General features: G+C 58.1%; 22 protein-coding genes, 2 tRNA genes and 4 pseudogenes. 12 read left to right on the top strand and 16 right to left on the bottom strand.

Features of this window, described 5'->3' with window-relative positions; genetic code table 11:
• Window positions 1–32: 32 nt before the first annotated feature.
• The 4 genes and pseudogenes from D3Y57_RS06000 to dapA form a co-directional block, all read right to left on the bottom strand.
• Window positions 33–2,410, bottom strand: a pseudogene (locus D3Y57_RS06000) (hybrid sensor histidine kinase/response regulator).
• Window positions 2,403–2,849, bottom strand: a complete 447-nt coding sequence (locus D3Y57_RS05990; protein WP_239025951.1) for a DUF2062 domain-containing protein — start codon at window positions 2,847–2,849, stop codon at window positions 2,403–2,405. Before D3Y57_RS05990 ends, D3Y57_RS06000 begins: the two are co-directional and overlap by 8 nt.
• Window positions 2,850–2,961: 112 nt before the next feature.
• Window positions 2,962–3,444, bottom strand: a complete 483-nt coding sequence (smpB, locus tag D3Y57_RS05985) for an SsrA-binding protein SmpB (RefSeq protein ID WP_121152229.1) — start codon at window positions 3,442–3,444, stop codon at window positions 2,962–2,964.
• Window positions 3,444–4,319 carry a 4-hydroxy-tetrahydrodipicolinate synthase gene (dapA, locus tag D3Y57_RS05980; protein WP_121152228.1) on the bottom strand — a complete coding sequence of 292 codons (876 nt, stop codon included), beginning with the start codon at window positions 4,317–4,319 and terminating at the stop codon, window positions 3,444–3,446. The genes smpB and dapA overlap by 1 nt, the downstream gene beginning before the upstream one ends.
• Window positions 4,320–4,441: 122 nt before the next feature.
• Between dapA and D3Y57_RS05975 the strand changes: the two genes are divergently transcribed.
• Both D3Y57_RS05975 and D3Y57_RS05970 read left to right on the top strand, forming a co-directional pair.
• Window positions 4,442–6,415 (top strand): lytic transglycosylase domain-containing protein, encoded by a 1,974-nt coding sequence (locus tag D3Y57_RS05975; RefSeq protein WP_239025950.1) that lies wholly within the window; start codon window positions 4,442–4,444, stop codon window positions 6,413–6,415.
• A 5-nt stretch (window positions 6,416–6,420) separates the two neighbouring features.
• Window positions 6,421–6,900, top strand: a pseudogene (locus D3Y57_RS05970) (GreA/GreB family elongation factor); the annotation flags it as partial.
• Here the strand turns inward: D3Y57_RS05970 and D3Y57_RS05965 are convergent.
• The 3 genes and pseudogenes from D3Y57_RS05965 to ettA all read right to left on the bottom strand — a co-directional run bounded on the left by D3Y57_RS05965 (window position 6,894) and on the right by ettA (window position 9,998).
• Window positions 6,894–7,663: pseudogene (locus tag D3Y57_RS05965) on the bottom strand (polyphosphate kinase 2 family protein). The pseudogenes D3Y57_RS05970 and D3Y57_RS05965 sit on opposite strands and share 7 nt — an antisense overlap.
• 477 nt (window positions 7,664–8,140) lie before the next feature.
• Window positions 8,141–8,311 (bottom strand): hypothetical protein, encoded by a 171-nt coding sequence (locus D3Y57_RS21570; protein ID WP_162987001.1) that lies wholly within the window; start codon window positions 8,309–8,311, stop codon window positions 8,141–8,143.
• 8 nt (window positions 8,312–8,319) lie between these two features.
• Window positions 8,320–9,998: pseudogene (ettA, locus tag D3Y57_RS05960) on the bottom strand (energy-dependent translational throttle protein EttA).
• 101 nt (window positions 9,999–10,099) lie between these two features.
• Between ettA and D3Y57_RS05955 the strand changes: the two are divergent.
• From D3Y57_RS05955 to D3Y57_RS05945, 4 genes are all read left to right on the top strand, one after another.
• Window positions 10,100–11,503 carry a M28 family peptidase gene (locus D3Y57_RS05955; protein ID WP_121152226.1) on the top strand — a complete coding sequence of 468 codons (1,404 nt, stop codon included), beginning with the start codon at window positions 10,100–10,102 and terminating at the stop codon, window positions 11,501–11,503.
• 148 nt (window positions 11,504–11,651) lie between these two features.
• On the top strand, window positions 11,652–11,909 hold the full coding sequence (locus D3Y57_RS05950) for a hypothetical protein (RefSeq protein ID WP_121152225.1): 258 nt from the start codon (window positions 11,652–11,654) through the stop codon (window positions 11,907–11,909).
• Window positions 11,910–12,023: 114 nt separating this feature from the next.
• Window positions 12,024–12,305 (top strand): TSUP family transporter, encoded by a 282-nt coding sequence (locus D3Y57_RS21070; RefSeq protein ID WP_277873333.1) that lies wholly within the window; start codon window positions 12,024–12,026, stop codon window positions 12,303–12,305.
• Window positions 12,257–12,835 (top strand): TSUP family transporter, encoded by a 579-nt coding sequence (locus D3Y57_RS05945; protein WP_277873364.1) that lies wholly within the window; start codon window positions 12,257–12,259, stop codon window positions 12,833–12,835. The genes D3Y57_RS21070 and D3Y57_RS05945 overlap by 49 nt, the downstream gene beginning before the upstream one ends.
• Before the next feature lie 128 nt (window positions 12,836–12,963).
• On the opposite strand, the gene D3Y57_RS05940 is transcribed toward D3Y57_RS05945, so the two are convergent.
• From D3Y57_RS05940 to D3Y57_RS05930, 3 genes are all read right to left on the bottom strand, one after another.
• A tRNA-Pro gene (locus D3Y57_RS05940) sits at window positions 12,964–13,040 on the bottom strand.
• Between the two features lie 79 nt (window positions 13,041–13,119).
• Window positions 13,120–13,194: transfer RNA gene (locus D3Y57_RS05935), tRNA-Ile, on the bottom strand.
• 69 nt (window positions 13,195–13,263) lie between these two features.
• The gene (locus D3Y57_RS05930; RefSeq protein ID WP_162987000.1) at window positions 13,264–14,748 is read right to left on the bottom strand and encodes a HAMP domain-containing histidine kinase; all 1,485 of its coding nucleotides are present in this window, start codon (window positions 14,746–14,748) and stop codon (window positions 13,264–13,266) included.
• 299 nt (window positions 14,749–15,047) lie between these two features.
• Here D3Y57_RS05930 and D3Y57_RS05925 point away from each other — a divergent pair, with 299 nt between their 5' ends.
• Window positions 15,048–15,524: an Lrp/AsnC family transcriptional regulator gene (locus D3Y57_RS05925; protein ID WP_121155513.1), complete on the top strand. Its 477-nt coding sequence runs from the start codon at window positions 15,048–15,050 to the stop codon at window positions 15,522–15,524.
• A gap of 31 nt (window positions 15,525–15,555) precedes the next feature.
• On the opposite strand, the gene D3Y57_RS05920 is transcribed toward D3Y57_RS05925, so the two are convergent.
• Both D3Y57_RS05920 and D3Y57_RS20095 read right to left on the bottom strand, forming a co-directional pair.
• Complete coding sequence (locus tag D3Y57_RS05920) at window positions 15,556–16,458, bottom strand: tetratricopeptide repeat protein (RefSeq protein WP_121152223.1); 903 nt, start codon at window positions 16,456–16,458, stop codon at window positions 15,556–15,558.
• Entirely contained in the window at window positions 16,380–16,796 is a 417-nt protein-coding gene (locus tag D3Y57_RS20095) for a hypothetical protein (RefSeq protein WP_162986999.1), read from the bottom strand. Before D3Y57_RS20095 ends, D3Y57_RS05920 begins: the two co-directional genes overlap by 79 nt.
• A 280-nt stretch (window positions 16,797–17,076) precedes the next feature.
• Here D3Y57_RS20095 and D3Y57_RS20380 point away from each other — a divergent pair, with 280 nt between their 5' ends.
• The 4 genes from D3Y57_RS20380 (at window position 17,077) to trmFO (ending at window position 21,992) form a co-directional block, all read left to right on the top strand.
• Window positions 17,077–17,430: a hypothetical protein gene (locus D3Y57_RS20380; RefSeq protein WP_205590092.1), complete on the top strand. Its 354-nt coding sequence runs from the start codon at window positions 17,077–17,079 to the stop codon at window positions 17,428–17,430.
• A 128-nt stretch (window positions 17,431–17,558) separates the two neighbouring features.
• Window positions 17,559–20,321, top strand: coding sequence for a DNA gyrase subunit A (gene gyrA, locus D3Y57_RS05910; protein ID WP_121152222.1), 2,763 nt, complete (start codon window positions 17,559–17,561; stop codon window positions 20,319–20,321).
• On the top strand, window positions 20,318–20,608 hold the full coding sequence (locus D3Y57_RS05905; RefSeq protein WP_121152221.1) for a DUF952 domain-containing protein: 291 nt from the start codon (window positions 20,318–20,320) through the stop codon (window positions 20,606–20,608). The genes gyrA and D3Y57_RS05905 overlap by 4 nt, the downstream gene beginning before the upstream one ends.
• 1 nt (window position 20,609) lies before the next feature.
• Entirely contained in the window at window positions 20,610–21,992 is a 1,383-nt protein-coding gene (gene trmFO / locus D3Y57_RS05900; protein WP_121152220.1) for a methylenetetrahydrofolate--tRNA-(uracil(54)-C(5))-methyltransferase (FADH(2)-oxidizing) TrmFO, read from the top strand.
• Here the strand turns inward: trmFO and D3Y57_RS05895 are convergent.
• Both D3Y57_RS05895 and D3Y57_RS05890 read right to left on the bottom strand, forming a co-directional pair.
• Window positions 21,922–22,404, bottom strand: a complete 483-nt coding sequence (locus D3Y57_RS05895; RefSeq protein WP_121155510.1) for an EF-hand domain-containing protein — start codon at window positions 22,402–22,404, stop codon at window positions 21,922–21,924. The two genes, trmFO and D3Y57_RS05895, sit on opposite strands and share 71 nt — an antisense overlap.
• A gap of 53 nt (window positions 22,405–22,457) precedes the next feature.
• Complete coding sequence (locus tag D3Y57_RS05890; protein WP_121152219.1) at window positions 22,458–23,096, bottom strand: squalene/phytoene synthase family protein; 639 nt, start codon at window positions 23,094–23,096, stop codon at window positions 22,458–22,460.
• A gap of 796 nt (window positions 23,097–23,892) precedes the next feature.
• Here D3Y57_RS05890 and D3Y57_RS05885 point away from each other — a divergent pair.
• A complete protein-coding gene (locus D3Y57_RS05885) occupies window positions 23,893–24,138 on the top strand; it encodes a hypothetical protein (RefSeq protein WP_162986998.1) in 246 nt (81 codons plus the stop codon).
• 27 nt (window positions 24,139–24,165) lie between these two features.
• Here the strand turns inward: D3Y57_RS05885 and D3Y57_RS05880 are convergent, their stop codons facing one another.
• Complete coding sequence (locus D3Y57_RS05880; RefSeq protein ID WP_121152217.1) at window positions 24,166–25,566, bottom strand: pyruvate dehydrogenase complex E1 component subunit beta; 1,401 nt, start codon at window positions 25,564–25,566, stop codon at window positions 24,166–24,168.
• Window positions 25,566–26,630, bottom strand: coding sequence for a pyruvate dehydrogenase (acetyl-transferring) E1 component subunit alpha (gene pdhA / locus D3Y57_RS05875; RefSeq protein ID WP_121152216.1), 1,065 nt, complete (start codon window positions 26,628–26,630; stop codon window positions 25,566–25,568). Before pdhA ends, D3Y57_RS05880 begins: the two co-directional genes overlap by 1 nt.
• Window positions 26,631–26,637 lie beyond the last annotated feature (7 nt).

Raw genomic sequence — 26,637 nt, 5'->3', positions numbered from 1 at the left:
CAAAAGAACAAGAGTAGAACGATATGTTCCGATTATGTTATTATGGGTTTCGTACCCGCAAGCGCGTCACGCGCCGCTTCGGCCAGTTGCTTCACCGAAAACGGTTTCGGCAAAAACGCCACTCGGTCGATATGGATCGACTTGCGCAATTGCTCCTCGGCATACCCCGACATGAACAGGATCGGCAGGTCGGGAAACCGCTCTCGGGCGTGGCGAACAAGCGTCGGCCCGTCCATTGTCGGCATAACCACGTCGGAAATCAGCAGGTCGATCTGCGTACCCTGCCCCAGAATCTCGAGCGCCTCCTCACCATGCGACGCGGTGAGCACGGTATAGCCATGCCGCGACAGCGCACGTTCGGCGACGGTGCGCACCATGTCCTCGTCCTCGACCACCAAAACGGTCTCATTACCCCATAGGTCTGCCGGTTTTTCGACCTTGACCGGAGCCTCGATCTGCGCCGGTTCCTCAGCCTTGTGGACGGGCAAATAGATCACGAAACTGGTGCCGACGCCTTCCTTGGAATCGGCGAAGATAAATCCGTTCGACTGTTTGACGATGCCATAGACAGTCGAGAGGCCAAGCCCGGTCCCCTTGCCGATTTCCTTTGTCGTAAAGAACGGTTCGAATACTTTCGACAGGATTTCCGGCGGGATTCCGGTCCCGGTATCGCTCAGCCGCAGCGCCGTATAATCGATAACGGGCATGATATCGCTGCCAAGTTTACGCACATCGGCAGCAGACACGGCATAGGTTTGCAATGTCACCGTGCCACCGTTTGGCATCGCATCGCGGGCGTTCACCGCCAGATTGACGATGACCTGTTCCAACTGCCCCGGATCGGCGCGGACCGACCCCAAAGCGCGCCCGTGATTGACCGCCAGCGTTACCGTTTCACCCAGCAAACGCTGGAGCAGATGCGAAACTTCGGCGATAACGTCGGGGAGTTGCAGGATTTGCGGGCGCAATGTCTGCTGCCGGGAAAATGCCAGTAATTGCCGCGTCAGCCCTGCTGCACGATTCGAATTGATCCGTATTTGAGTTATGTCGTCATAGTCGCTGTCGCCCGGCGTGTGGCGCATCAGCATGAGGTCGCAATGCCCGATGATCGCGGTCAGGATATTGTTGAAATCATGCGCCACACCGCCGGCAAGCTGACCGACGGCCTGCATCTTCGTGGCCTGAGCTACTTCGCGTTTCAGGCGCGACTCCTCGGTATTGTCCTTCAGGCTGAGCAGAACCGCAGCCTCGCCCAGCCCGCGCGCGCCTGCCATCGTTAGTGCCACGGGTTCATCGGGTCGATCGCGCAATCGCACCGACATGTCGCCCGAACTCGTCTGTCCTGACGCAAACCGCCGAACAGCATCGGCCACCGCCGTTTTATCGTCACGGATGACCAGATCCCCTGGATAAACCGGGGTCGATCCCGCTGCGACATTGGCCGCGCGGATAAATGCCTGATTCATATAGAGAAACCGGCCGTCGCGATCGGCGAGCGCCAGTCCGAGCGGCAACATCGCCAGCAGCTTCTGAAGGGGGATATCGGCCCCCTCGCCTGCGCGTAACGAATCATCGTCGATCAGGGCGACCAGTTGCGGGCCATTCTCTGCTTCTGCGGCAACCGGGATCGTGAACAGCCGCAATGGCGTACCGAGTGGCCCCTCCAGCTTGAAGCGCGTTTGCCCGTGACTGTCCGACGATAGCAGGCTTGCCAGATCGCGCCCGGCAATCGGCGCATCGCCACGCCCGGTCGCGCGTTTCACCATCGGCCGGTTGGCGGCGCGCACCCGGCCTTCGCTGCCGATCAGAGCGATCATCACGCCAGCCTCGCCCATGCGCTCGCCCCAGGCTCCGTCGATAATCTCCGATGGGTCGAATAGAGTGTCGGTGCCCGGCGCGGCGCTAAACCGCCAGATCAGGCAATCCTGAGCCGCGCCGGCACGAACGATATCGACGTTCAGCACTCGCCCGTCGCGCCTGATTCCGGCAGCACTCGCCTGCCCATCGCGCCATGCGGTACGCCCGGCAGCTGTCATCAGATTGATGCCCGCCGCATCGACTGGCAATCCCGGCGGCGTGGCCGGACCATCGAACATCCTGTCGTGCAGGTCATTGGTGCAAACCAGCCGTCCTTGTCGATCGGTGATCGCGATGGCCGTGCCACCCTGTTCAGCGGCTTCACGGACTAGCGACCAGTCGACGGCATTGGTTCCGGCCTCTGATGGCGGCGGGTATAGCTGGCGGAACAGCAGCAGCAGGGCAGCGACGCAAACGACTGTCCCCCAAATCCAATTGCAATCGCCAAAGACGCGGTAGCCTTAAGGATAGCCCCTGCCGACGCGACTGCCGCAGCCGCGACAATGGCACCGATCGCGCGGTTTCGGCCGGCCAGCAGGTTTCGATCAGCCATGCGGGCGTCCGTGTCGGTGTCGCCATTTGCGTGCGATGCGGAATCGCCAGATCCAGCCGGAAACAAAATATCCCGCTGCCGATGTAATGGTCGCCAGGACGAGTGTGCCGAGCGCTGCGGGACCGGTGACGTGGAGGACCCATGCCACCCAGTGGTTGGCTGTATGAACCGGTGGCAGGACAACCGCCCCCGGCGCTGCCTTGTCCAATCGCAACAAAATCCGCCCGACGTGGAAAGCGGCGTAATAAAATGGCGGGATGGTCAGCGGGTTGATGACCAGCGTCATCATCAGCGCGATCACGATATTCGCGCGGGCCGGCAGGGCAAGCAACGCCGCGACGACGGTGTGGGCCACCGGAATAATCGGCGCTACGAACAACCCCAACGCCACCGCGCGCGGCACGGAACGACGGTTGAAGTGCCACAGATCGGGTTTCAAAAGCCGATGCGCAAATGGCGCGAGCCAACGGTTAGCGGCTATGTTCTCACGCGTTGGAATATGGCCGCGGAGCCAGTCGGCAACACCCGCACCTGACTTCCGCGCCGGGTCATCAGCCCTTGTCCCGAAGGATGCGCGCAGCGTCGCGTTTCCAGTCCTTTTCCTTTTCGTATTCGCGCTTGTCCTGATGCTGGCGCCCCTTCGCCAGCGCCAGTTCGATCTTTGCGCGGCCCCGGCTGTTGAAATAGATAGAGAGCGGAACCAGTGTCATGCCCTTACGCGACACGGCGTTGTACAGCTTTGTGATCTCACGCTCATGCAACAGCAGTTTGCGCGGGCGTTTGGGTTCGTGGTTTTCACGGTTGCCGTGGCTGAATTCGGGGATAGTGGAATTGACCAGCCACACCGTGTCATTCTTCACCTCGGCATAGCTTTCGGCAATTGACCCCTCGCCAAAGCGCAGCGATTTCACCTCTGTGCCAGTCAGCATGATGCCCGCCTCGACCGTGCTTTCGATGGCATAGTCGTACCGCGCGCGTCGGTTCTCGGCGACGGTCTTTACCTTGTCGAATTCGGGGTGCCGTGGTCGTGCCATCAGACCAGACCCGCCGCCTCCAGCGCGGCATCGACGGCGCGGCGAGCGCTTTCCGAAGGCGGCGTGATCGGCAGGCGCAATTCTGCACTTACCTGTCCGAACACCCTGCTGAGTGCATATTTAACCGGACCTGGAGACGCATCACTGAACAGCGCGGTATGCAGCGGAAAAAGTCGATCGTTTATTTCGAGCGCCACTTTCATGTCGCCACTTTTGCAAGCGGCTTGAAATTCCGCACATAGTTTTGGTGCAACGTTTGCAGTGACAGAAATACACCCGACTCCACCGGTCGCGTTGAAGGCCAGCGCGGTTTCATCATTGCCCGACAATTGACAGAAATGGTCGCCGCAGCCGAGTCGATGCGCTGTAACCCGCCCTAAAACGCCGCTCGCATCCTTAACGCCGACTACCGTCGGAAGGTTGGACAGTCGCGCCATCGTCTCGGGCAATATGTCGGTGACCGTCCGTCCAGGCACGTTATAGACGATGATCGGCAGGTCACTGTGCTGGGTCAGATGCTCGTAATGCGCGAATATGCCGTCCTGATTGGGACGGTTGTAATAGGGGGCCACGACCAGTGCGGCATCGGCACCGGCTTGTGCCGCAAATGCCATGTGCCGAACTGCGGTCGCGGTATCGTTCGACCCGCAACCGGCAATCACGGGGACTCGGCCCGCCGCGATTTCAATGCAGAGTTCGATCACCCGATAATGTTCTTCGTAAGACAAGGTGGCGCTTTCGCCGGTCGTCCCACAGGGCACGAGCGCATTGGTGCCGTTGCTGATTTGCCATTCGACAAAAGCGCGAAACGCGTCTTCATCGACCTTACCGTCACGAAACGGCGTCACTAGTGCCGGAATCGAGCCGGAAAACATTGTATTAATCCTTCACCAAACAGCGGCCACGCGCCATAAGCGCAATCATGATCATGAAGAAGCCGTATTCTAAAGAGCTGCGTTCAGGGCCTGATAAGGATGCCTGTGCCACTGTGTCCAGCATGACAAAGTATCTGACCCCCGCAATAGTCGCCGGAATGGCCATATTCACCGCATTTCCGGCCTTTGCGCAGGATTTGATGGCTCCCCCTCCGCCACGATCATTTGTCGCACCCAGCAATGCGGGATTATCCGACGCGCTGGCGCAGTGGATGGCCGTGCGGCAGTCGGACTCGCTACCGTTTCAGTCTTATGCCGATTTTCTGCTCCGTCATCCCGGTTGGCCGGGCGAAGCCGCGCTGAGGAAGACCGCCGAACGTCAATTGCGCCCCGATAGCGTTTCCCCAACCCAGATACTTGCCTATTTCACGCGTTATCCCGCGCAGTCGCCATCGGCAGCGCTCCGCTATGCCGAGGCGCTGGATGCCACCGGCCAGCGTGATGCAGCACGGGACATGGCGCGGCGTGCCTGGACTACCGGTTCACTGTCGATCGACGACGAGACTCGGCTGATCTCCCGTTTTTCTGGCGCGCTAACCCCCCAGGATCAGGATCAACGCGAGGATCGCCTCTTATGGGTGCGATCGACCGCTAGCGCCGGACGCCAAATCTCGCTGGCCTCCCCCACACGCCAACCGGTTTTCGACGCCCGGATTGCCATGCAGACGCGCTCACCCGAAGCCTTGACGAAAGTTTCGCTAACGTCTGGCACCGCACGCGGAGACGCCGGTTATTTGGTAGATCAGGCAAGTTGGTTGCGGGCCACTGGTCAGGAGTTTGCAGCTCGCGCTCTGCTGTCTGCCCCGCGCCGCCTGAACTATACCCCGCTTGATCCCGATCGCTGGCTCGACACGCTGTACAGCTTTGCCAAGGGTGCCGCCGATGCAGGCCAGTGGCAGGTCGCTTATGACATCGCGCGGCAGGTGGACGACACATATCCCGCAGGCACGGTCATCCGTGACCGCCCGCTCAGCGAGCGCGACGATTATACCAACCTGACATGGCTGGCAGGCACAGCAGCCCTGAACCGTCTTGGCCGTCCCGCCGATGCCATCGCGTTATTCGATAAATATTCGCAAGCCGCTCGGTCTCCGCAGACGCAGGTAAAGGGCATTTACTGGGCTGGTCGCGCTGCCGAAGCCGCTGGCCGCCGCAGCGATGCCAACAGCTATTACCGTCGCGCCGCCGCTTATTTCGACCAGTTCTACGGCCAACTTGCCAGCGAGCGGATCGGCACACCGCTGACCATTCCGGTGGTCACCCGCACCATCGACATATCGGCAAACGACCGGGATGCCTTTTTCCGTCGCGAGATCGTCCGTGCCGCGACTTACCTTGGACAGACCGGCGACTGGGCCAATCAGAGTTTGTTCGTCCGCGCAATCGCTGCTGCGGCCGAGAGTGACAAAGATCACGTTCTGGCGTCCGAACTGGCCATCCGTATCAATCGGCCCGATCTTGGCGTGATGATCGGGCGTAGTGCCGGGATCAACGGCTTGCGTGATTATGTTCGGACCGGTTTTCCGATTGTACCCATCACCCCTGAAAACCAGCCAAGCTGGACGATGATCCACGCAATCGCACGTCAGGAGAGCCAGTTCGACCGCAAGATCGTCAGCCGTGCGGGGGCTCGCGGTCTGATGCAATTGATGCCCGGCACCGCGCGTGATGTCGCTGGCAAGACCGGCGTGGCTTATAATGCTGCCAGTCTCGATGACCCGACATTCAACGCATCGCTTGGGTCATGGTATTTCGGCCGCTTGATGGATCGATACGGTGGCAATTACGTCCTGTCGGTTGCTGCTTATAATGCTGGCGCGGGTAACGTGAACAAATGGTTGGTGGCGAACGGCGACCCACGGCTGCCCGGCGCGGATGTGCTGGCATGGATTGAAGCAATTCCGTTCAAGGAAACGCGCGACTATGTTCAGCGCGTGCTTGAAAACGCTGTCGTTTATGACTTGCTGAACCCACGGGCTGGTCCTGCGAAGCGTAACGCTTTGTCCACCTATCTCGGCAAATCGAACCCCGGTTGAACGCCATGGTGACTGAGCGAATCAATCCGATAACCCCTGTCGGCTTCGCCGCAATGCAGGCCGAATACCACCAGTTGATGAGTATCGACCGCCCGGCCATCGTAGATGTGGTTAGCTGGGCAGCAGGCAATGGCGACAGGTCTGAAAACGGCGACTATATCTATGGTCGCCAGAAACTGCGTGATATCGACCGCCGCGCTGGTTTCCTTGCCCGTCGTATGAAGGCCGCGCAGGTCATCGATCCGTCGGCTCAGGAAAACCGTGCTCGTATCTGGTTCGGCGCAACTGTCACGATCGCCGACCCTGACGATAACGAACGGGTGCTTACGCTGACTGGCGACGATGAAAGCAATGCCAGCGCAGGTCAGATCGGCTGGAGTTCGCCCATTGCTCGCGCGCTTCGCGGAGCCGCCGTCGGCGACGTCAAACGCGTGCAGCTACCCAGCGGCGAAGTCGAATATGAAGTCTTGCGCGTCAGTTACCCGAACGCAGCCTTGGCAAGCGCCAGCAGTTCGGGGTCGGCATCGACGGGTTTCATATCGACCCCCGCCTCCAGCCGATCGGCCAAATAGGTCATCGCCGTTATCCGCGCGGCTTTCTTGTTATTTGCATCCACGACTTTCCATGGAGCCCAGCGTGTATCGGTGCGCTCGAACATCGTATGATAAGCTTTTAGATAATCGTCACGTCGCGCCCGGTTGCGGTAGTCGTCCTTGCCCGTCTTCCACCGCTTCCAGTAACAGTCGAGCCGGTCCTTGAACCGCCGATCCTGTTCTTTTGCGTGATGTGCATGAACAGCTTGATCAACGTGACGCCGTTATCCTTCTGCTGCGCCTCAAACTCGTTGATCTCGTCATAGGCGCGCTTCCACTCGGTTTCGGTGCAAAAGCCCTCGACCCGCTCAACCAGCACGCGCCCATACCAGGTCCGGTCGAAAATATTGATTTCGCCCTTCGCAGGTAGCCCTTTCCAGAACCGCCACAAAAAATGCCGTTCGCGTTCCTCATCGGTCGGCGCACCGATGGGCCACACCTCATACCAGCGCGGGTCCCACGACGCCGTCAGCCGCGAAATCGCGCCGCCCTTGCCGCTCGCGTCCCAACCCTCGAACGCGATAATCGCACTCCGCCCATGAGTGATATAGGCGGCCTGTATCCGCGCCAACCGCTCGGTCAGCGCTTTCAGGTCGTCACTATAGTCGCCGTCGTAATCGGCACCCTTTTCGAAGTCGGAGAGGTTGATAGCCATGACAAGGGCTTAGCGCGGTGGGGTTAAGGTGCCATAGCCGGTGTTGGCCGGTCGGAATTGCGGGTTCGGCGCGGTTCTTGGCCATGATTTCGTCAAGGACTTCAACTGCGTCGCGACCATCGGAGGGCGACAAACGACCTATAGTTAAGCGCGAACACGTCTTGGATCACTGTTGAGCTTTCCCAAAGATCGTCAACCCGTTGGCACAATAGACCTTGATGCAAGGTTGCCCGTTATTGCATCGTAAACTGGATTCATTTTAGCCGAGAATGCTATCATCACCGAAACAAGGTGCAAATCGATGAGGTCATCGGGAATCGAAAAAACCGACGGAGAGAACACGATTCTCGGATCACTGACTGTACTTGAAATATTTTGCGAACAATCAGCGAGGTCTGTTGCAGATAGCTTTCAACGCGCGACAGACTTTCCGGATCACGCTCGCAAAGTGAAATCAAAACTTGGAGAATACAGCTCTCATAATCTTTCACCGAAGCTCAGAGAGCGTAAAAGGCGCGGGTGATGCTGTATCAAGTCGAGTGCGCCTGTCATTGCACCCAATTCAAGCCAATGATTATGATTGAAGCGAGCAGCAATCTCCCTTTTCAGCGGTATTAACGCTTGAGATTGCGCAACTCCTAAAATCATCGCTCCGCCTATCGAGTCAGCTTCTTATAAGCCAACCTAGTAGGCCGATCCGCCGCATCGCCCAGACGCCGCCGCTTATCTTCCTCATAAGCTTCGAAGTTCCCCTCGAACCACTCGACATGCGAATCCCCCTCGAACGCGAGGATATGCGTCGCCAGTCGATCGAGGAAGAAACGGTCATGCGAAATAACCACCGCGCAGCCTGCAAAAGACTCCAGCGCTTCTTCCAAAGCGCGCAGCGTCTCCACATCCAGATCGTTCGTCGGCTCATCCAGCAGCAGCACGTTGCCGCCCGCCGCCAGCATCTTGGCCATGTGAACACGGTTGCGCTCACCACCTGACAGTTCGCCGACCTTCTTCTGCTGGTCGGTGCCCTTGAAGTTGAACGCGCCGACATAGGCCCGCGTGTTCACTTCATGTTTACCGAAATAGAACCGGTCGTTGCCGCCCGAAACTTCCTGCCAAACCGTATACTTGGGGTCCAGATCGTCGCGGCTCTGATCGACAAAGCCGAGCTTCACTGTGGACCCAATTTTGATCGTCCCCGCGTCGGGCTTTTCCTGTCCCGTAATCAGCTTGAACAGCGTCGATTTACCCGCACCGTTCGGCCCGATCACACCCACGATACCGCCCGGCGGCAAAGTGAAATTCAGCCCCTCGAACAGCAATTTATCGCCATAGGATTTCGACAAACCCTCGGCGTCGATGACATTACCACCCAGCCGCTCAGGAATCTGGATCAGGATCTGCGCGCCACCCGGACGACGATCCGCCTGCTTTTCGACCAGTTCGTCGAATGCACGGATACGCGCCTTTGACTTGGTCTGCCGCGCCTTCGGTGACTGGCGAATCCATTGAAGTTCTTCCTTGATCGCCTTTTGACGACCCTCATCCTCGCGGTCTTCCTGCTCCATCCGCTTGGCCTTGGATTCGAGCCACGCGGAATAATTGCCTTCGAACGGCAAGCCCTTGCCGCGATCAATTTCGAGCACCCAGCCGACGACGTTATCGAGGAAATAGCGATCGTGGTGACGAGAATCACGTTACCCGCATAATCGATCAGATGCTTTTCAAGCCACTGGACGCTTTCGGCATCGAGATGGTTGGTAGGCTCATCGAGCAGCAGAATTTCGGGCTTCTCAAGCAGCAACCGGCACAGCGCGACACGGCGACGCTCACCACCCGACAGATTGTCGACTAGCGCGTCACCTGGTGGGCACCGCAGTGCCTCCATCGCGATTTCAAGCTGGTTATCGAGCGTCCAGCCATCGACCACGTCGATTTTTTCCTGAAGCTCACCCATTTCGGCCAACAGAGCATCGAAATCCGCATCTTCGGGCGGATCGCCCATCAAATTAGAGATTTCGTTGAAGCGGTCCATCATGTCGGCGACGTCGCGGACGCCATCCATTACGTTTTCGCGGACGTTCTTCTTTGGGTTCAGGCGCGGTTCCTGCTCCAGATAACCGACACGAATACCCTCACCTGCCCAGGCTTCACCGTTGAATTCAGTGTCATAGCCCGCGATGATCTTCATCAGCGTGGACTTACCCGCGCCGTTGACACCGATGATCGCAATCTTTGTTCCCGGCAGGAATTGCAGGTTCACATTGTTCAGGATCGGCTTGGCGGCACCGGGAAAGGTCTTGGTCAGACCCTTCATGACATAGGAATATTGCACGGCCATCGGGGTCGGTTCTCTGCGTTTGGAGGATATGAATTTCGTGCCGCCGTTAGACGGTGACAGCGATATTGGCAAACAAATGGGAACCCGATAGCCCTTTGTCCATGAAGCACATTACTCTGTTCGTCGCGATGTTGCCGACTCTGGCCCTGATCGTCCCCGCAAACGCTGCTCCCGCCTCTGTGCGTACACCGACTGCTGATCTCCATATCGGAAAGCTGCGCGATGCTGCGCTGAACGATACCGTCGCCTATGATATCGTAGAGGGGCTGACGACCGAAATCGGCCAGCGCCTCGCCGCGACCGATGCAGAAGCGCGAGCGCGGGTATGGGCGGTGATAAAGCTGAAATCGCTGGGTTTCTCCAACGTCCATATCGAGCCTTTCGCCATGCCTGTCTGGGTGCGTGGAGCGGAAACGGCAGAGATCGTGTCTCCCTTTCCGCAAAAGCTGGTCCTCGCGGCACTGGGAAACAGCGGCGCGACTCCGGCTGAGGGCATAACTGCCCAAATCGTCGCGTTCGACGGTCTGGCTGCATTACAGGCTGCCAATCCGGCAAAGGTGCGCGGCAAGATCGTCTATGTCACCCACCACATGGCCGCGACTCAAGATGGTTCGGGATACGGTTTTTTCGGTGATGTCCGGCGCAAGAGTCCGGCGATCGCGGCACAGATGGGAGCCGCGGCCATCGTCATCCGCTCGATTGGGACCGACACGAGCCGGGCACCGCACACGGGAGCGACCAATTTCGGAACAAACCCGGCCATCCCCGCCGCCGCGCTGTCGGTGGTCGATGCCGAACAACTCGATCGCATCCTGAAGCGCGGCAAGCCTGTTATTATGAAGCTGATCCTTACCCCACAACTTTCGCCGAACGGCCAATCGGGAAATGTCGTTGCTGAAGTTCCCGGTCGGGACCCTGCTGCTGGTGTCGTCCTGATTGGCGGGCATCTGGATAGCTGGGACCTCGGTACCGGTGCGATCGATGATGGCGCGGGCGTGGCGATCTCTACGGCCGCTGCAAAATACATCCTCGACAGCGGCGTGAAACCACGCCGTACGATTCGTATCGTCTGGTTCGGTGCAGAAGAACCCGGACTGTTCGGCGGTTTAGCCTATCGCGACAAACACAAAGATGAGCCGCATGCTCTCGCATCCGAATCCGATTTCGGTGCGGACCGGATCTGGAAGTTCGATACCAAACTGCCGATCGGCGCAGAGGCTGTGCGCAATCGGTTAACGGAGGCGCTCGCACCGCTCGGCATCGAACCTGGCAATACCGATGCGCGCGGTGATTCCGATGTTGGGCCGCTGGTGGCGCTCGGCGTATCGGGCGTGGACATGAATCAGGACGGCACGCGCTACTTTGATTTGCATCACACGCCCGAAGATACGCTCGACAAAATCGATCCGGTTCAGCTTCGTCAGAACGTCTCAGCATGGACCGCAATGCTCGCGATTACAGCAAATGCGCCCGAGAATTTGATAAAAACACCCGGTCTAAACTAGGAATTATGGCGCAAATGGCGGTTTTCTGCGGCTTTTGCCTGTAACCCTTCTGCAATTTTACGTTGACGCGGTGCAATGTGGCGTTATTGGGGCACCCAGCGACGGCAATCGGGCCGGCCGTATTACTATGCTATTTTGGAGCACCTGAATGAAGAAGCTTAGCTTTGTTCTCGCTGCCGCCGGCCTGATTTCGCTGGCCGCCTGCAACAAGCCTACCGACACCGCGAATGCAGCTAACGCTGCTGACAACGCTGCGGTTGCACTCGACAACGCCGCTGACAGCCTGAATGCTGCTTCGGAGAACGTTGCCGCATCGTCGAACGACACGGCTGTTGCAGCCGGTAACGTTGCTGAAGCTGCTAACGCTGTTAGCAACGCTTCGGAGAACGTTTCGAACAAGATGTAATTCGCTTCGATCGCTTCCGCGGTCGAGTGAGTTGAGAGACGGGCGTTTCCTTTCGTGGGAAGCGCCCGTTTTTTGTGACCAAAGCACGAGAGAGCTAACGAATCGATCGAGGCAATGCACTGGCGATCAGATGAGAATTCTCTAAGCGAGAGTCGTGCATTTAACCGGCGATATTTCCTGATCCTCGTTTGGGTGGCGTTCATCGCTGGCGCAATTGACGCGTTGGCTGGTGGTGGAGGATTATTGACCATCCCGGCGTTGATGGCATGTGGGATCCCGCCCGTTGCCGCTCTGGCAACCAACAAGCTTCAAAGCACGATCGGTACCGCTTCGGCGTTCTTCACCTTCTGGCGGGCCGGCCATGTCGATCTTCGCCGCTTCATTCCCCCGCCATAGGTGCCTTTATAGGGTCAGCGCTCGGCGCAACGGCGGTCCAGCACGTCAATCCGGCTTTCCTTGCCGCTTTCGTGCCAGTGCTGGTGATCTTGATGGGATTCTACTTCCTGTTCGCGCCGCCGATGAGTGAGCTTGATCGACACCCCCGCCTTGGCCGTATTGGCATGACTGCGATTTTGACGATCATCGGTTTCTATGATGGCTTTTTCGGCCCTGGAACCGGGTCATTTATGACCACGGCGCTGGTGGCGCTTGGTGGCCTTGGTCTTGTCCGGGCAATTGCCACTACAAAATTCCTCAATCTCGCGACGAATCTTGCCGGTCTTATTGCAATGATCGCGGGCGGTAAGATGTTGTGGATACTGGGCCTAGGAATGGCCGTAGCCAATGTCGCGGGCAATCAGGTCGGAGCGAGACTGGCATTACGGTTTGGCGGGCGTGGCGTGCGCCCGCTTCTTGTCATCATGTCGGCTGTGCTGACGATCAAACTGTTAGCCGACCCTGCGAATCCGATCTGGCAAATGCTCTGATCGCGAATGTAGGCGCAGGTTCGACCCCGACATGGCAATCGCACACGCTGGTGGTCGTTACGAAAAGATTTTTCGGGAAAATCCGTCGTAGCCTGAACTGCTAGAGCAATTCCGGCCACTTAACGAAATGGTCGGGGAGACAGGATTCGAACCTGCGACCCCCTGGTCCCAAACCAGGTGCGCTACCAGCCTGCGCCACTCCCCGACATTTCGTCGCCGACATCTCATCGGCCCGCCGCCCCTAGCGGCATGACATGCCATTAGGCAAGCCGCTAAAATGATGCTGGTGGGCCCGGAGGGATTCGAACCCCCAACCAAGCCGTTATGAGCGGCCGGCTCTACCATTGAGCTACAGGCCCGGTCAGCAACCGGAAGCGCGCGATAGCGGACGCTCGCCCTCGCTGACAAGCCGCTCCTTTGCCGATCGGTTAAACTTGTTCTTCGTGCTGCACCTGTAAAGCCCCGACAGGGGGCAACAGCAGGCTAAAGGCATCATCGGTCAATTTAAGTTTCGCACCCGTCTCACGGGCCAGATTCGCGATCAGACGCAGTGTGAAGCCCAGCCCGAGTATTGGCGCGTCGGGCCACTCACCCTCTGGACCATAAGCAGGGTCGAGCAACGCGCGTTCATCGCGGCCATGCAGGACTGCGGGCCGCGAAATTGTCAGAATGATCCCGCCACCGTGTGCAACGAGCTCGACCTGAGCCGAATCACCCATGCGCGACAGCCCAAGAACAGAAGCCAGCAAGCGGCGAATCATGCGATCGAGGAGCGGTTCGGCAATCGAAACCATGATATTCGCTTCGACTTTGGTGTGCAGAGCTACCCCGCGTAATGCGAGAGCGGCGCGTTGTTCGCTGGCGATTCGTTGAAGCACGACACCGGCATTGCTGGTCCCCTCCTCTCGATCGAATCGCGCGCTGTCCAGTCGTGCTGCGGCATCCAGATCGTCGACAACCTCCAGCAAGCGGCGCGATTCGCCGACTACGAATTGGGCGCGCGTCCGATAGGCCGCTGCGGCGGGACCTAGAATCTGGCGATCGATCATTTCGGCAAACCCCTGGATCGCGTTCAGCGGCGTGCGCAGTTCATGAACCAACTGACGCAGCGAATCGGCTGGCAGGGCTGTTCCGGATAGTGGCCCCTGTTCACCCCCTGCCCGTTCGTCGCGACGCGGACGGCGTGCATTGCCGTGGTAACCCGCGAAACGTCCGTTGCGTGGGTTGAAGACCGGCGTGGCGGAGATCAGCCAGTCGCCGCTGGCCGGACCATGACCTGCAACCACCAGCCGCGCATCCTTGAACGGCGCACGACGACGATAGGCACCTGCAGCCTGCCCATCGACGCCCTGTTCACGCGGCGGCGCGATATCGGCAATCGAAAGACCGATCACTGCCTCTCGTGCCACGCCGTAAATCCAGTCGATCTCGCCATATATGCTGGCTTCGAAAACAAAGGTTTCGGGTATGGCGAGCGCGGGTTCTTCGACCTGCGGAGCCGAGGCCGCCTGACGGCGAAAAGCTTCGATCCGAGCGACGAGATTTCGGATTTGCGAACTCGACTCCTCTGCCGTGGTCGGAGTCGATGCATCGGGCAGCGCGAAATCGGATGGGCCAAAACTTGCCAGCGCACGTTCGACGACTGGACCCAGATCGCGGCGGTTTCGTAGTATTGCGCGTGATGTCGATGGGAAAGTGCTAAGCAGCCCCAGCCATTCCGCTTCGGATAGTGTCGCACGGGCAACCACAGGAGCGGCTACCGCCGGCTCGTCCGTTGCAAAAATAGCGACGACGTCGGGTTGGTTGACGCGGTCGGCAAAGCTTGCCGCTGCCTTGCGCCTTTCGTTGGCTGGAACCATGTCACGCAGTTCGGCAATACGTTCGTGAGCCATTGCGCGAAGCTCGGGAGCCATGCGGCTCCCTCCCTGCGCAACAATATCCACCAATTGTCGCCAGGCAGCGGTTCGCGAGCCGGTATCGGTTGTTGGTAACGCAAGTATTGTTCGGATCATTCCGTCGTATCGCACGATGTAGTCGGCTCCCCAATGCCTTTGAGGCAGCATGCCGCGATTTGCGGCTCGATCACCCGATTAGAACGGGAGGAGTTCGGGGCCAAGGACTCATATTGGTACGTCACTTTATGGCACAATTGTGCTGAGCGGCAATTTTCTTATAACAATCTCATGATGAGCCAAGGAATGATGCGCAGATGATTGTCGGTCCCTATGATTCGGTCGATTTGCAAATACTCGCGGAACTTCAGGACGAAGGGCGCATGACCAATGTCGAACTGGCAACTCGTGTCGGGTTGACCGCTCCGCCGTGTTTACGTCGAGTCCGTAGCCTGGAAGAAGATGGTGTGATTCGAGGATATCACGCCGAACTCGACCCTGCGAAGCTTGGCTATGCTATCACCGTCTTTGCCATGGTGAGCCTAAAGAGTCAGGCCGAGTCAGATTTGCAGGCGTTCGAGCGTCATGTCGAAGCACTAGATCAGGTTCGTGAATGTCATATGCTGAATGGCGAGATCGACTTTATATTGAAAGTCGTCGCGCGCGATTTGCAAGAGTTTCAGAACTTCCTGACATCATCGCTTACCACTGCGCCTAATGTTGCCAGCGTGAAGACTTCGCTGACGATCCGCCGGGCGAAACAGATGCCCGGCGTACCTGTCCCACAGGATGTCTAGGCCGACCGGAGCACCGGTCGGCCTGTCATGATCATGCAGTCGCTGGCTGGTCGAGATACAGCAACCAGAACGCCGCAATTTCGCCGCGCGTGCCATTGGCATTAACCGCCGTAAATGCAGCCTTGGCAGCATCTTTCTGTCCCGCCCGGAAAAGCGCGACACCAAGGTGCGTGTTGGCTGCATCGGCATCGATGCCACCCTTGGTCAAGGCGATCTTGTAAAGCGCGATCGCTTTTTCATTGTCGCCATAACCCAGATACGCATCGGCGGTTCCGAGAGCGATCTTGCCGGTTGCAGCCGAACCCGCAGTACGCTCGGACGCAGCAAGGCTGGCACGATCGCCCGCCGTTTTCGCATTTGCCATCGACCTGATTTCGCTGACGGCCTTGCTACCAGCAGGGACGGCGCTGGTAGCAAAACCCTCGTCGGCTACCGACTTTGCTTCGCCAGGAAGGCCTCGTTCGGTCGCCAATGCAGCATATTCATAATAATCTCGTTCGCCCGCCAGGCTCTTGGTGGCGCGCATCAGGCGGAAGATGTCGAGATTAATCGACCCATCGCGGGTGGCACTGTCGCGATAGATGACCAGGGCGCTACGCCAATTCTCGGTATTCGGATAAGCTTTCAATTGAGCCCGCGTCCATTTTGCGGTTTCGCCGGTTAGCTTGGCTTTGTAAGCGACCGAAGCGGCACGAGCGTACCATTCCTTCGGAGCTTTCTGGCCCGTTGCTTCCTGCGCTGTGATTGCCTGTTGGACAGCAGCAAGCCCCGCCGGAATCTGATTGAGCTTGAAATCAGTCTCGGCCAGCAAGAGGTAGATGTCCGGTGTCTTGTTGCCCAAACGCTGCGCTTCAGTCAGCATCTGACTTGCCCGCTGATAATTACCTGCCTGATAGGCGGCTTGCCCGGATGCAAGTGCGAGCTGGGGTGCCATTGAAGCAGGGGCGCCCCGCTTGCCAGCATCGCGTCGATAGCTTTGCCCTGAGCAGCGGTGTCTTTTTGAGCAGTTGCAATCTGATAGCGGAATTGTGCTGAGATGAAGAGTTCGTCAGGGGATTTTGCTGCGGCATCGGCTGCCGCCAGCTTGGTGAGTGCGTCAGGCAGGTTGCCCACCTTGATAGCTTCCTGAACCGGAGCGGCCGCAGTACGATATTCCTTGCTCAGTTGAACAGTCGCATTTGCCGCCGGCTTTTCCTTGGCAACGGCCGCGCTGAAGCCAACGCTTCCCATCGTCAGCGCCATACTCAGCGCAAAAGTCGATACCAGCTTCATTCTTTCCTCCTAAAACGGTGTATTCACGAGCCCTTGACCGGACGACCGCGTTCATTTCGTGACTAGCCTTCGCGTAACGACCGCACAAGCACCCGGCGACCGTGTCCGCTTTGGAAAAGCCTCGCCGTATGAACGCACTTTGGACCATAGGGTTGCGATGAAGCGGTCCAATTGTGACGCGAATGTCATGAACGCGCCATAGCCGCGCCATCAGGAAGCGTTCATCTCTAGCATTGCGAGCGATTTAAATAGCATCGTTCGTCTTTTTGGGAGAAGTACGATGTCGTTTCTTCGTTTTACACCTGCTCTTGCCGCGCTCACCCTGATGACGGGCGCTGCTCATGCCGCTCCTGCCAATTCTATGTCGGCTGCTCCGGCGACCGCGGCAAAGGCCGTCAAGCCCGTAAAGCCAGCCCTGGCTCCGGCTAAGCCGATGGCCGCTGCAAAACCGGCAATGGCGCCCGCCAAGCCGATGGTGGCCGCAAAGCCAGCAACGACTGCTATGCGTGCTGCTCCGCGTAAAACGGTGTCCACCCCAGCCGGTCGCATGGTGACCACCAAGACCACGACGGGCAAGACCATCACCTATAATTGCTCGCTGGCTGGCAACGCCACCAAAAAAGCCTGCAAATAACGCTCTGAATCCACCCTGCCCGCTGCGGTCCGCCGTCGGTGAGCGGGGTGGCATTTGCCGCTCCAAGCGGCTAGGGTAGCTGTCACTATATCGTCATACGCCAATCGTAACGAAAGACAGTTCCCCACATGAGCGACGAGCTAATTCTCGCCGACCCTTCCGACATCACGCCGATCAACATCGTCGATGAAATGAAGTCGAGTTATCTCGACTATGCCATGTCGGTAATCGTCGCGCGCGCGCTGCCTGATGTCCGCGATGGCCTGAAGCCTGTTCACCGCCGTATTCTGTGGTCCGCGCATGAAAGCGGGTTCGTCCACAACAAAGCCTATCGCAAGTGCGCCCGCATCGTCGGCGACGCGATGGGTAAATATCACCCGCACGGCGATCAATCGATCTATGATGCGCTGGCCCGCATGACACAGGACTGGTCGATGCGCCTGCCGCTGATCGATGGTCAGGGTAACTTCGGCTCGATGGACCCCGATCCACCGGCCGCCATGCGTTATACCGAGGCTCGTCTGGCGAAGGTCGCGGGTAGCGGTCTCCTTGATGACATTGACAAGGACACCGTCGATTTCACGCCCAATTATGACGGTTCGGAGCGCGAGCCACAGGTTTTGCCTGCCCGCTATCCAAATTTGCTGGTCAACGGCGCGGGCGGCATCGCCGTCGGCATGGCGACCAACATTCCGCCGCATAACCTCGGCGAGGTCATTAATGCCTGTCTCGCGTATATGGAAAATGGCGCGATCACCGTCGAAGAACTTTACGAAATCGTGCCAGCACCCGATTTCCCTACCGGCGGTCTGATCCTCGGCACCCACGGCGCACGTTCCGCCTATGCCACGGGTCGCGGTTCGATCATTATGCGGTCGCGGCACGTCGTCGAGGAAGGTCGCGGCGACCGTCGCTCGATCGTCCTCACCGAAGTTCCCTTTCAGACCGGCAAGAACGGCTTGGTCGAAAAGATTGCTGAAGCCGCCAAGGACAAGCGCATCGAAGGCGTCAGCGACATTCGCGACGAATCGAACCGTGAAGGCGTCCGCATCGTCATCGACCTGAAGCGTGACGCAACACCCGATGTCGTGCTCAATCAGTTGTGGCGGCACACGCCCGCGCAGTCGAGCTTTCCGGCCAACATGCTCGCCATTCGTGGCGGTCGTCCGGAAACGCTGACACTGCGCGACATGATCGAAGCATTCGTGAAGTTCCGCGAGGAAGTCATCACGCGCAGGTCCAAATTCGAACTGGCAAAGGCCCGCGACCGCGCGCACATCTTGCTCGGTCTCGTGGTTGCGGTCAGCAATCTCGATGAAGTCGTCAGGATCATCCGGGGGTCCGCAAGCCCCGCCGAAGCCCGCGAAAAATTGAGTTCGCGCGAATGGCCGATTGGCGAAATTCTGCCGTACATCGCCATTGTCGAGGCCATCGAACCACAAGCTGGCAGCGACACATACAAGCTGTCCGACATTCAGGTTCGTGCGATCCTCGAACTGCGTCTGGTCCGTTTGACGGCACTCGGGCGCGACGAGATCGGTGAGGAGCTCAAGGGGCTCGCCATCGTCATCGGCGAACTGCTTGAAATCCTCGGCAACCGCGTGCGCCTGTATGAAGTCATGCGCGAAGAACTTGTCGCTATCCGCGACGAATTTGCAACGCCACGCCGCTCCGAGATCACCGCCGCATTCGATGGTATTGAGGACGAGGCCCTGATCGAACGCGTCGATATGGTCGTCACCGTGACGCTCGACGGCTATATCAAGCGCACCCCGCTGGAAACCTTTCGTGCACAGGCACGTGGGGGCAAGGGGCGCTCGGGCATGAACACCAAGGATGAGGACGCGATCACGAATTTGTTCGTGACCAGCACCCATACTCCGGTGCTGTTCTTCTCGACGCTCGGCAAAGTCTATCGGATGAAAGTCTGGCGCCTTCCCGAAGGTGGTCCCGCCACGCGCGGACGTCCGATGATCAACCTGTTGCCGCTGGCGACCGGCGAGACGATCTCGACTGTCCTGCCACTGCCCGAAGACGAAAGCAGTTGGGGTGCGCTGCACGTCATGTTCGCGACTGCCAGGGGTCTGGTCCGCCGCAACTCGATGGATGCGTTTGCTAACGTGCCGACCGCAGGCAAGATCGCCATGCGCTTCGATGACGAAAGCGCTGACCGTTTGATTGGCGTTGCATTGCTGACCGAAGCCGACGACGTCCTGCTCGCCACGCGCGGTGGCAAAGCGATCCGCTTCGAAGGCACCGACGTGCGTGAATTCCAGAGCCGTACCGCAACTGGCGTTCGCGGTGTGACACTGAAAGGCGACGACGAGGTTATATCACTGTCGATCCTCCACCGCTCCGGAGCCAGTACAGAGGATCGCGATGCATATCTCCGCGCTGCGCCGTGGAAGGAAAACGACAACGAAGCGATGCTTTCAGTCGAACTCATGAACGAAATGCACGCGAATGAGCAGTTCATCTTGACCGTCTGCGCCAACGGCTATGGCAAGCGTTCGTCGGCCTATGAATATCGCCGCACAAATCGCGGTGGCCAGGGCATCGGGAATATCGACAACATTGCTCGCAACGGTGCTGTTGTGGCCAGCTTCCCGGCATCCGACGGCCAGCAACTGATCCTCGTCACCGATCAGGCGAAGCTGATCCGCCTGACGGTCGGTGACCTTCGCGTGATCGGCCGCAACTCAGCTGGGGTGAAACTTTTCGACGTCGGCAAGGGCGAACACGTCGTCGGTGCAGCCCGCATCGAGGAAACCGTCGACGAAGCCGAAGCCGTGCTAACCGACCTGACTCCGGAACTCGCACCTGATGACGGTGCGGTAATCGGCGAAGATGTGGCCGATGGCGGTGAAGAAAGCGCGTTACCCGAAGAATGATCGCCTACAAGATACTGACGGCTGACCAGTGGCAACAATTCCAGACCGACGGTGTGTTCGCAGGAGCGCCCGTCGATCTGGCTGACGGCTATATTCATATGTCGACGGCGGACCAGTTGGACGAGACGCTGGGCAGGCATTTTCTGGGGCAATCGGAACTGGTGATTGCCAGCATCGATCTCGATGCGTTGGGTGATCTCGTGAAATGGGAAGTATCCCGAGGGGGTGCGCTGTTCCCGCATTATTATGGCGTCTTGCCGATCAGCGCGGTGGTTGAAACACGCTAACATGACACACGATATTCACCTCATTGGCGGTGGCCTCGCTGGTTCCGAAGCTGCATGGCAGCTTGCCGAAGCCGGGCACAAGGTCCGTTTGTCCGAGATGCGCGGCGGCGGTGACGAAACCGCAGCTCACCGTACCGAAAGTCTCGCGGAACTGGTTTGTTCAAATAGCTTTCGTTCTGACGACGCGGAATCTAACGCAGTTGGCTTACTCCATGCCGAAATGCGCGGCCTGAACTCGCTAATCATGGCCTGTGCTGACCGCCATAAAGTTCCTGCCGGCTCCGCCCTCGCGGTTGATCGCGACGCCTTCTCGCAGTCCGTTACCGAAGCCATCGCAAACCATCCTGGTATCGACCTTGTTCGCGAGCGGATCGATATTCTCCCCTCTGGTCCTGTGATCATCGCCACCGGCCCGCTGACGGCACCTTCATTGGCCGCCGCCATCGGCGTAGAAACAGGTGAGGACGCGCTCGCATTTTTCGATGCGCTCGCCCCCATTGTCCATCACGACTCCATCGACATGGACACCGCGTGGATGGCGTCACGCTGGGACAAGGGAGATGGTGCGGATTATATCAACTGCCCGATGAACAAGGCTGAATACCTTGCTTTCTACGAAGCCCTGCTCGCCGCCGATAAAATGGCGTTCAAGGAATGGGAGGCCGACACCCCTTATTTCGATGGCTGTATGCCTATCGAAGTGATGGCCGAACGTGGCGTCGACACTTTGCTGTATGGCCCGATGAAGCCAGTCGGGTTGGATAATCCCAAAACAGGACATTGGCCTTGGGCTGTCGTCCAACTCCGTCAGGACAATGCCCTCGGCACGCTTTGGAACATCGTCGGATTCCAGACGAAGCTAAAACACGCCGAACAGGTTCGCATTTTTCGCATGATTCCCGGGCTGCAAAATGCTGAGTTCGCGCGCCTCGGTGGGCTCCACCGAAACACGTTCATCAAGTCGCCGATTCTGCTTGATGAAACTCTCCGCCTGAAATCCGCGCCACACGTCCGTTTTGCCGGGCAGATCACTGGCTGCGAAGGCTATCTGGAGTCGGCCGCGATTGGGATGCTCGCCGGTCGGTTTGCCGCAGCAGAACTATCGGGAACGACTATGTCCCCGCCTCCGCTGACCACCGCATTTGGTGCGTTACTCGCTCATATCACCGGCGGTGCGGATGCCAGCACATATCAGCCGATGAACGTCAACTTCGGTTTGTTCCCGCCCCTGATGCTCGAAGGCAAAAGCAAGAAAGCCGACCGAAAGCGCCTTTATACAGCCCGCGCGCGCGTCGCTTTCGAAGAATGGAAACTCACCCTTCCTCCGGCTCATCTGCAACAGCCGGAGCTCGCACACCCGGAACACATTTCGCTTTCGGTTTAACTTTTCGAACGATCCGTGTCGAAGCGAATTCGACTGCCGTCAGCGCACCATTTTTATCGCGATCGGCGCCGGTAAATTTTATCACAGCCTTTGCCGTATATTCGTCGAAGCTGAGTTTCCCGTCATGGTTCAGGTCGAGTTTGGCAAATGCCTTCTGACGGCTGACCAGATATTCGTCGCGCCCGACAACGCCGTTCCTATCCTTATCGTATCGGGAAAACCGCTTTTCTTCGCGTGTCTTTTCACTTGCGCTGGGCGGACCCGTCAGGTCTGCTAAGCCCATTGGAGCAGTTTCACCCACCGTCGGCATGGCCGGGATAATCGATTGCCGATCGGCCTGTGCCTTCCAGATGAATAGTCCCGCCGTAACCAACAATAAAGCTGACGCCACACCACCCAAAAATCGCCACATAGTCAGCCCCCGCCAAATCCCATCGGCAACGCTGCCGCCACCTCTTTGGCACATTATCCAAGGACCGCGCGAAGGAAAACGAAACGGGGTAGCGGATGACCAATGCGTTCGACCGGTCGGTATGCTTTTGCACGCGCCAGTCGCGCTAGAATGCGCAGGGGCTTCGGCAGGTTAGATACTTTTCCCAGACGTTCTTTTGCCATCCACAGCGCACGTTCAGCGGTAACCGCGTCGGAGCAATGTGTGGCAAAATCGGCCAAAGCCCAGCCCTGGCCTGCACGCTCCGAAACATCGGTTGCCAGCAGTCGCCCAGACATTTGGAACAACGCCTCACCGCGCTTTTCAGCATAAGTTATTAAGCTAGCTTCATTCAACGGTAACGCTTCCAGCAGTGCTTCCCAGCCTTCGATTAACCCTGCCAGATCGGCTCCATTGACGTCATAGGGCAACACATCTTCCGCCATTTTGCGTAGTATCGGTTCCGCTGCTTGCTCCCCGCTGTCAAGCGCGCGCAGGCGTTCGTGCCACCATGTCAGGCGTATCTGTCCGATCATCGGTTCGGTTGTTCTGGCGACAATTCGGCCAAGTTTTTCATCGAGTTGCCACAATGCGGCCACCGCCACGCGACGAGATGCCGAAACATAGCCCAGTGCCAGATTGCGTTCGACGTCAGTCAGTTGGGGAGCACTCATGCCTCCGTGACGTCAGGAAGGTACAACTCCGGCGTTAACCCGATTGCTTCAATCCATTTTAGCCGAACCTGTCGCATGGATCTTTCCTAATAGTCGTTTCTAGGGGCACTACAACGTAGCGAAGCAGGATTTTAACCAGGCGCGTGATGCACACAAGCCGCGCGGTTTGCTTATGCGTTTGGCAGTGAATGAGTGTGGTAACGTGCTTTTGATTGCCGCAGCCTCGATGAGGCCGTTCATCGCGGCAATCGGGCGGGCGTGTGGATATGCGCCGTGCTTATGCCACCCGCATGCAACGGCCTTCCGACGCGGGCGTAATTGCGGTTCGGCGTAATATTTCGGGAAATACTCTCGATGCTGCGTCAAGCACGCTTGGTCAGCAATTCTTCAACGTGAACTTCCCGCCAGCGACGTTTACCAGCAGAGTCACTCTAAATAAAACCGGATTGATGAAGTGCGCCAAAGCGCTAGTGCTTCGGCCAATTGTAACAGCTACCGGTTTGAAGATGCAGGGGAGTGCGAGGCTGTAATGGCGCTTTACGATGCCGTTGCCCGGGCTCAAACGCAGCTTGAAGGAAAGGGGCTGCCTTTGAGCTACGACATCGTGCCATATTGAGCGCCATCACTCATAATAAAACTTGGCTCGACGCATGGGCGTCGCTCAGCGATAATACAAAGAGGTATATCGAAGAACGAAAAACAATGAATACAATCACTGCAACCACAGGGTTTCGCCAATAACAGCGTGGCCGGAATGGGTCCGACCGCCAGTAAAATTTCGGCCCCAACAACCGGCATGTTCATCGTTTTCATCGAACTTGCCTATGACTATCAGCCTTTGCTCCTGGGCAGCTTCATCGGGGCTTCGGTGATGCAGACCAGCCACGCATTTATCGTTCGCGCCCGCCTGAGTGGAAATCTGCTAGGCGCATTCACGATGGATAGTAGTGGAAATTACGTTCGGTCGAGAGGCGGAACAGGCGCACGCATGGCTACGACCCAAGGTGCGACCGTTGATAACTGCGCGAACTTCACCTCTTGATTTCTGTTCTGCTTGGCGACGATTTAGCTATCGATAGCAGACCTTCTTTACCGCATCCACGATACGCCCCGGATTGACAATTGCCTCACGCTCGAGGTTGGCTGCATAAGGCATTGGCACGTCTTCGTTAGTTACGCGCAACACCGGCGCATCCAGATCGTCAAACCCCTGCTCCATCGCGATGCTGATGATTTCGCTCGCAATCGAGCATACCGGCCAGCCCTCTTCGACGACGACCATGCGGTTCGTGCGCTTTAGGCTTTCGAGAATCGCGGCCGTGTCCATCGGGCGTAATGTGCGCAGATCGAGCACTTCGGCGTCTATCCCCTCACCCGCGAGCGTTTCGGCCGCCTCCAATGCGAGGCCAACGCCGATCGAATAACTCACCAGAGTGACGTCCTTACCCGGACGCATGATCCTCGCCTTGCCGATTGGTACAGTAACATCGCCCTCTGGCACATCATAGGTGCGCCCGTAGAGCAATTCATTTTCGAGGAACACAACAGGGTCTTCGCTGCGGATTGCCGATTTCAACAATCCTTTGGCATCGGCCGCGTCATATGGTGCGATAACGATCAGGCCGGGTACGCTGGCGTACCATGCCGCATAATTCTGGCTGTGTTGAGCACCAACGCGAGCTGCTGCACCGTTCGGTCCGCGGAACACGATCGGACACCGCATTTGTCCGCCCGACATATAGTTGGTTTTTGCCGCAGAGTTGATGATGTGGTCGATAGCCTGCATCGCGAAGTTGAATGTCATAAACTCGACGATCGGACGCAAGCCACCCATCGCAGCGCCAGCGCCAATGCCCGCAAAACCATGTTCGGTGATCGGTGTATCGATGACGCGTCTGGCACCGAACTCCTCAAGCAAGTTTTGCGTAACCTTATACGCGCCCTGATATTCGGCGACTTCCTCGCCCATTACGAAAACGCGGTCGTCGGTACGCATCTCTTCGGCCATTGCATCGCGCAAAGCCTCGCGCAGCGTTATTCTGCCGGATGTTTCGCCCGCCGTTACGGCATTTGCTTCGGGTTTCGACTTAGAAATTTCAGATTTTTCTATTGCCTGCTCCACTGGAGCCTTTGTTTTGACTACGGGAGCCGGTGCAGCTGCGGCTTTCGGAGCGGACTTCCGCGCGGGTGTCGGAGTCGCAGTTTTCGCCTCGTTCCCGGCCGCCTCGGCTTCATCGGCCATCGTGGCAATCACGGTCCCGACCTTTACGTTTTCCGAACCTTCGACCACCATGATCTTGCCGACGACACCTTCATCGACAGCTTCGAATTCCATTGTCGCCTTGTCGGTTTCGATCTCGGCAAGAATGTCGCCCGACTTAACAGTATCGCCTTCCTTGACCATCCATTTGGCCAGTGTGCCCTCTTCCATCGTAGGCGATAGCGCCGGCATCTTGATCTCGATCGCCATCAGTAATTTCCCACGAGAATATCGGTATAAAGTTCGCCCAGTTCAGGCTCAGGTGATTGTTCGGCAAAGTCTGCCGCTTCGGCAACGATACCGCGGATTTCCTTATCTATCGCTTTCATCTGCTCTTCAGTAGCGCCGCCGGCTTCGAGTTCCTTTTTAAGCCCCTCGATGGGGTCGGATTTGTCGCGGACTGCCTGCACTTCATCGCGCGACCTGTATTTGGCCGGATCGGACATCGAATGGCCGCGATACCGATAGGTTTTCATTTCGAGAATGATTGGCCCCTTGCCCGCGCGCGTCCATTCAAGTGCTTCTTCGGCGGCTCCGCGAACCGCCAACACATCCATGCCGTCGACCTCGATGCCGGGGATCCGGAAACTCTCACCACGACGTGACAGTTTGGCTTCGGCACTTGATCGCGCAACGCTGGTGCCCATCGCGTAATTGTTATTTTCGATAACGTAGATGACCGGCAGTTTCCAAAGCTCAGCCATGTTGAAGCTTTCGAATACTTGCCCCTGGTTCGATGCGCCATCGCCGAAATAAGCGAGACACACGCCGCCATCGCCTTTATATTTGTGTCCGAAGGCAAGTCCGGTACCGAGCGAAACCTGGGCGCCGACGATGCCGTGTCCGCCATAGAAGCCATGTTCGACGCTGAACATGTGCATCGAGCCGCCCTTACCCTTCGAAATACCTGCTGCGCGCCCAGTCAGCTCAGCCATGACGAGCTTGGGTGGAATATTGCACAGGAGCATATGGCCATGGTCGCGGTATCCGGTAATCACCGAATCCTTTCCGATGGACAACGCGGACTGGAGTCCGACCGCAACCGCTTCCTGGCCAATATACAGATGGCAGAACCCTCCGATCAGGCCGAGGCCATAAAGTTGCCCTGCTTTTTCCTCGAAGCGGCGGATCAGCAGCATTTGCTTGTAAAATTCGAGCATCTCGTCCTGCGACGCCTTAAAGCGAACAGGGGCAGCCGGACGTTCGATATCGGCGAGAGCAGGGCTCGTCACGCTGACGGGTGCGGCTTTCGCCGGTACGGCTGCTTTTGCCAATTATGGG

The sequence above is a fragment of the Sphingomonas paeninsulae genome (genome assembly GCF_003660165.1).
In the GTDB taxonomy this organism is placed as follows: domain Bacteria; phylum Pseudomonadota; class Alphaproteobacteria; order Sphingomonadales; family Sphingomonadaceae; genus Sphingomonas_O; species Sphingomonas_O paeninsulae.
The sequence above is the reverse complement of the archived record's forward strand: the minus strand, read 5'-3'. Positions and strand labels throughout refer to the sequence as shown.

Excerpts from the sequence above, each read along its gene's own strand:
- smpB (WP_121152229.1), bottom strand. The coding sequence starts at position 3,444 with ATGGCACGACCACGGCACCCCGAATTCGACAAGGTAAAGACCGTCGCC.
- dapA (WP_121152228.1), bottom strand. The coding sequence starts at position 4,319 with ATGTTTTCCGGCTCGATTCCGGCACTAGTGACGCCGTTTCGTGACGGT.
- D3Y57_RS05975 (WP_239025950.1), top strand. The coding sequence starts at position 4,442 with ATGACAAAGTATCTGACCCCCGCAATAGTCGCCGGAATGGCCATATTC.
- D3Y57_RS21570 (WP_162987001.1), bottom strand. The coding sequence starts at position 8,311 with ATGATTTTAGGAGTTGCGCAATCTCAAGCGTTAATACCGCTGAAAAGG.
- D3Y57_RS05955 (WP_121152226.1), top strand. The coding sequence starts at position 10,100 with ATGAAGCACATTACTCTGTTCGTCGCGATGTTGCCGACTCTGGCCCTG.
- D3Y57_RS05950 (WP_121152225.1), top strand. The coding sequence starts at position 11,652 with ATGAAGAAGCTTAGCTTTGTTCTCGCTGCCGCCGGCCTGATTTCGCTG.
- D3Y57_RS21070 (WP_277873333.1), top strand. The coding sequence starts at position 12,024 with ATGCACTGGCGATCAGATGAGAATTCTCTAAGCGAGAGTCGTGCATTT.
- D3Y57_RS05930 (WP_162987000.1), bottom strand. The coding sequence starts at position 14,748 with ATGGCTCCCGAGCTTCGCGCAATGGCTCACGAACGTATTGCCGAACTG.
- D3Y57_RS05920 (WP_121152223.1), bottom strand. The coding sequence starts at position 16,458 with ATGGCACCCCAGCTCGCACTTGCATCCGGGCAAGCCGCCTATCAGGCA.
- D3Y57_RS20095 (WP_162986999.1), bottom strand. The coding sequence starts at position 16,796 with ATGAAGCTGGTATCGACTTTTGCGCTGAGTATGGCGCTGACGATGGGA.
- D3Y57_RS20380 (WP_205590092.1), top strand. The coding sequence starts at position 17,077 with ATGTCGTTTCTTCGTTTTACACCTGCTCTTGCCGCGCTCACCCTGATG.
- gyrA (WP_121152222.1), top strand. The coding sequence starts at position 17,559 with ATGAGCGACGAGCTAATTCTCGCCGACCCTTCCGACATCACGCCGATC.
- D3Y57_RS05905 (WP_121152221.1), top strand. The coding sequence starts at position 20,318 with ATGATCGCCTACAAGATACTGACGGCTGACCAGTGGCAACAATTCCAG.
- trmFO (WP_121152220.1), top strand. The coding sequence starts at position 20,610 with ATGACACACGATATTCACCTCATTGGCGGTGGCCTCGCTGGTTCCGAA.
- D3Y57_RS05895 (WP_121155510.1), bottom strand. The coding sequence starts at position 22,404 with ATGTGGCGATTTTTGGGTGGTGTGGCGTCAGCTTTATTGTTGGTTACG.
- D3Y57_RS05890 (WP_121152219.1), bottom strand. The coding sequence starts at position 23,096 with ATGAGTGCTCCCCAACTGACTGACGTCGAACGCAATCTGGCACTGGGC.
- D3Y57_RS05885 (WP_162986998.1), top strand. The coding sequence starts at position 23,893 with ATGTTCATCGTTTTCATCGAACTTGCCTATGACTATCAGCCTTTGCTC.
- D3Y57_RS05880 (WP_121152217.1), bottom strand. The coding sequence starts at position 25,566 with ATGGCGATCGAGATCAAGATGCCGGCGCTATCGCCTACGATGGAAGAG.